The 4,461-nt window shown below is 74.0% G+C and carries 3 protein-coding genes; 2 read left to right on the forward strand and 1 reads right to left on the reverse strand.

Annotated elements, in window-relative coordinates:
* Positions 1-217: 217 nt before the first annotated feature.
* On the forward strand, positions 218-3,409 hold the full coding sequence (locus ACFWY6_RS44445) for a sacsin N-terminal ATP-binding-like domain-containing protein (protein WP_384703321.1): 3,192 nt from the start codon (positions 218-220) through the stop codon (positions 3,407-3,409).
* 51 nt (positions 3,410-3,460) lie between these two features.
* Entirely contained in the window at positions 3,461-3,622 is a 162-nt protein-coding gene (locus ACFWY6_RS44450; RefSeq protein ID WP_384703324.1) for a hypothetical protein, read from the forward strand.
* Between the two features lie 10 nt (positions 3,623-3,632).
* Here ACFWY6_RS44450 and ACFWY6_RS44455 read toward each other — a convergent pair.
* The coding region (locus ACFWY6_RS44455; protein WP_384703327.1) for a cation transporting ATPase C-terminal domain-containing protein at positions 3,633-4,461 on the reverse strand (829 nt) is incomplete at its 5' end.

The raw sequence follows: 4,461 nt of genomic DNA on the forward strand, positions 1-4,461 counted from the left end.
CATCTTTTCCCGCCCACCCACCCGATCACCCCGCAGGGCAATCGGGTGGGTGGGCGGGAAGAACCCGCGCGGAGCGCGGGAAAAACACCCGCCGGCCGACAGCCGAGAGACTGGCGCCGTCCCCGGGGTGCCACCCCGCCGGGGCAGCCGCACTGCCCGAGGCCCCCCGGCCACGCGATACCGTTCGCCCCGCGAACCAAGCGAGGGAGACGACACCGTGAGCAAGACCGTGCGGCCGGCGGCCGAGGGTACTGACCCGTTCGGCACGGCTCGGCTCCGACGGGGAGTCCTCGATTCCTGGGCGGCAAGCCCGGCGAGGTTCCGCGAGGACGCCAACGCCGAGGAGGACCTCGCCCTCGGCGGGTACCGGGACCGGCTTGTGGTGGAGCTGGCGCAGAACGCCGCCGACGCCGCGGCCCGCGCCGGGGCACGGGGCCGCCTCGCCCTCACCCTCCGGGACGGCGTCCTCGCCGCCGCCAACAACGGCGCCCCCCTCGACGCCGCCGGAGTCGAGTCCCTCGCCACCCTCCGCGCCTCCGCCAAGCGGGAGGGGCACGAGGAGACCGCCGTCGGACGGTTCGGCGTCGGCTTCGCCGCCGTGCTCGCCGTCTCCGACGAACCCGCCGTCGTGGGGCGCACCGGCGGCGTCCGCTGGTCCCTCGGCGAGGCACGCGAACTCGCCGCCGAAACCGCCCGGTTCAGCCCTGGCCTCGGCGACGAGATCCGGCGCCGTGACGGGCACGTACCGCTGCTGCGGCTGCCGCTCGCCGCCGAAGGAACCGCCCCCGACGGGTACGACACCGTCGTCATCCTGCCGCTGCGCGACGCCGCCGCCGAGGATCTCGTCACCCGGCTCCTTGAGGGGATCGACGATGCGCTGCTCCTCGCCCTCCCCGGCCTTGAAGAAGTCGTCGTGCAGGTCGCGGACGCCGAGCCGCGCGTCCTTCGGCGTACCGCCGGCGACGGATTCGTCGACGTATCCGACAGCCGTGCGGACCCGGAAGGCCGTACGACCCGCTGGCGCACCGTCAGCCGACAAGGCCCCCTGGACCAGGAGCTGCTCGCCGACCGCCCCGTCGAGGAGCGGCTGCGGCCCCACTGGTCCGTGACCTGGGCCGTTCCCACCGACCACGACGGCGCCCCGCGGCCGCCCCGCGGCGCCCCCGTGCTGCACGCGCCGACGCCGAGCGACGAGCCGCTCGGGGTGCCCGCGCTGCTCATCGCCTCGTTCCCGCTCGACACGACCCGGCGGCATGCCGCGCCGGGTCCGCTGACCGACTTCCTCGTGCAGCGGGCGGCCGACGCGTACGCCGAACTCCTCGCCGGCTGGCGGCCCGTGGGGGAGGGGATCATCGGCCTCGTCCCCGGGCCGCTCGGCAAGAGCGAGCTCGACGGTGCGCTGCGCCAGGCCATCCTCGACCGGCTGCCCCGCACCGCCTTCCTGCCGCCCGCCGTCGAGCCCGCCGCCCCGAAGGACGACGCGTCCGACCTCCCCGACTGGGAGGTTCCCGTCGCGCTGCGGCCCCGTGACGCCGAGGTCGTGGAGGGCGCGGGCGCCGGGACCGTACGCGTCCTCGCCGACGTCCTGCCCAGCCTGCTGCCCGCAGGGCTCGAGCGCCGCGCCGAGCTGCGCACCCTCGGTGTCGCCCGGGTCCCGCTGACCGAGGCGATCGACCGCCTTGCCGGTCTGGAGAAGGATCCTGACTGGTGGCGGCGGCTGTACGACGCCCTCGCCGGTGTCGATCCGGACCGGCTGACGGGCCTGCCCGTCCCGCTCGCGGGGGGCACCTCCCAGGCTTTCGGCTCTGGGGGAGGGCGTACGACGATCGGGCCCCGCCAGGTCCTGCTGCCCCTCACGGGTGCGGAGAGCGAGGACGGCGATCCCGCGGCCCTCGCCCGGCTCGGCCTGAAGGTCGCGCACCCCGACGCCGTCCACCCCCTCCTGGAGAAGCTCGGCGCGCTGCCCGCCACGCCCCGCGCCGTCCTGACGACCCCGCAGGTCCGTGCCGCCGTCGCGGCCTCCCTCGACGACGACACCTGGGACGAGGACGCCCTCGATGCCGAGGAGCTGGCGGATCTTGTCCTCGGACTCGTCCGCGGGGCGAACCTCGCGCCCGGCGACGAGCCCTGGCTCGGCGCGCTCGCGCTGCCCGACGAGGACGGCGAACCGGCACCCGCCGGTGAACTCGTGCTGCCCGGCAGTCCGTTCGCCGAGGTCATGCGCGAGGACGAACTCGCCATGGTGGACGCCGATCTCGCCGACCGCTGGGGCGAGCAGCCGCTGGCCGCGTGCGGCGTCCTGGCGACCTTCGCCCTGGTCCGCGCCACGGATGTCGTACTCGACCCCGATGAACTGGAGCCGCGCGAAGGGGACTTCGCCGAGCCCGACGACGCGGGGCTGCTCGACGCGGTCGACGTGTGGTGCGAGGACGTGCTCGACCGGCTTCCGGACACGCCCGTACCGCCGGTCGCGACCGAGATCGTCGCCGTACGGGATCTCGATCTGGTCGACGAGGACCGCTGGCCGCAGGCGCTCGCGCTGCTCTCGCGTCCGCCGCTGCGGGACGCGCTGACGCAGCCGCTGCGGATCCTGCTCCCGGACGGCACGACGGAGACCGTCCGGTCGTACACGGCGTGGTGGCTGCGCGGTAACCCGGTCCTCGGCGGCCGTCGTCCCGCAGGGCTGCGGGCCTCGGGCGGCGACCCGCTGCTCGAAGGTCTCTACGACGCCGCCGACGCCTCCGGATTCGACGACGAGCAGGTCCTTCGCGCCCTCGGCGTACGCACATCGGTCGCCGCCCTCCTGGAGGAGCCGGGCGGCGCCGCCGAGCTGCTCGACCGGCTCGCGGACCCGGAGCGGACCGTTTCGGCGGCCCAACTGCACGCCCTGTACGGCGCCTTGGCGGACCTGGACCCGGAGCAGGTCACGCTGCCGGACGAGGTGCGGGCCGTGCTGGACGGCGAGGTCGTCGTGGTGGACGTGGCGGACGCGGTGGTCGCGGACGCCCCCGATCTGCTGCCGGTGGCCGACGGAGTGGCGCTGCTGCCGGTGCAGCCCCACAAGGCGGCGGACCTGGCCGAGCTGTTCCAGGTACGGCGGCTGAGCGAGACGGCGGCGGTGGAGCCGGCCGGGGAGGGCGCCGAGCATCCGGTGCCGGAGCCGGTCCGTACGCTGCTCGGTCCGGCGACCCCGGAGACGTACATCGAGCACGACGAGCTGATCGCGGGCGGCGTGGAGCTGGACTGGCGGCGGATGCCGGACGGCACGATCCATGCGGCGACGCTGGAGGGCGTGGCCGCGGGGCTCGCCTGGGCGGCGGGGCAGTGGCCGCGGCGTTTCGAGGTGGCGGCGCTGCTTGAGGATCCGTCGCGGACGGAGGAGCTCGCCAGGGACCGCTGGTTCGACTGACTCGCCTGCGGGTGCGTCGTGGCTGGTCGCGCCCACGCGGCGGAGCCGCACATGTCACAGCCCCGCGCCCCTTCGGGGCGCAGCCGGCGCACCGCGGGGCCCCCTTCTCCAACTGGGGAAACACACGCGCATCCGCGCCACCGTGGCTTCGACGGCACCTGCCAGGCCGTCGACGCCACCACCTCGACCAGCGACTTCGTGGACGTGCAGTAGTCACCGGGCACTAAGCCGGAAAGCGGCGGCCGACCCACCGGTAGACGACCTCGATGATCAGTGAGGCCGCCGCCGCGATCGCGACCGCCGCCCACGGCATCGTCGTACCCACCAGCTTCAGTTGGAAGAAGTCCTGGAGCCAGGGGACGGTGAGCACCAGCAGGAAGCCGAGACCCATCGTGGCGATGAGCCCGATGCGCCACCACGTGTAGGGGCGGGCGATGATCGCGAGCACCCACATGGCGATCAGGAACAGCGCCAGCGTGGCCGCGCTCGTCTCGGCTTCCCGCGCGCCCGCGCCCTCGTAGTGGTGCCGGGCCAGGAGGTACGTCGCGAAGGTGGCGGCACCCGCGACGACACCGCCCGGGATCGCGTACCGCATGACCCTGCGTACGAAGTGGGGCTTGGCCCGCTCCTTGTTGGGGGCGAGCGCGAGGAAGAACGCCGGGACGCCGATGGTGAGGGTCGACAGCAGGGTGAGGTGCCTCGGCAGGAAGAGGTACTCGACCTGTGTGCAGACCACAAGCAGCGCGATGATCACCGAGTAGACGGTCTTGACCAGGAACAGCGTCGCGACCCGGGTGATGTTGCCGATGACCCGGCGGCCCTCCGCGACCACCGAGGGCAGCGTCGCGAAGCTGTTGTTGAGGAGCACGATCTGGGCGACCGCCCGCGTCGCCTCCGAGCCCGAGCCCATGCTCACACCGATGTCGGCGTCCTTCAGGGCGAGTACGTCGTTGACGCCGCGCTCGGCGACGCCCGTGAAGGTGGTTCCGGCGTTCGTGGTGCTGCCGTTCTTGACGCCCGCGATGCCCTTGTAGGGGTCGAGACCGACGTCT

It is taken from the genome of Streptomyces sp. NPDC059037, assembly GCF_042740015.1.
GTDB lineage: Bacteria > Actinomycetota > Actinomycetes > Streptomycetales > Streptomycetaceae > Streptomyces.

Bases quoted from the DNA above. Each gene is read 5' to 3' on its own strand.
- ACFWY6_RS44450 (WP_384703324.1), top strand. From the start codon at position 3,461: ATGTCACAGCCCCGCGCCCCTTCGGGGCGCAGCCGGCGCACCGCGGGG.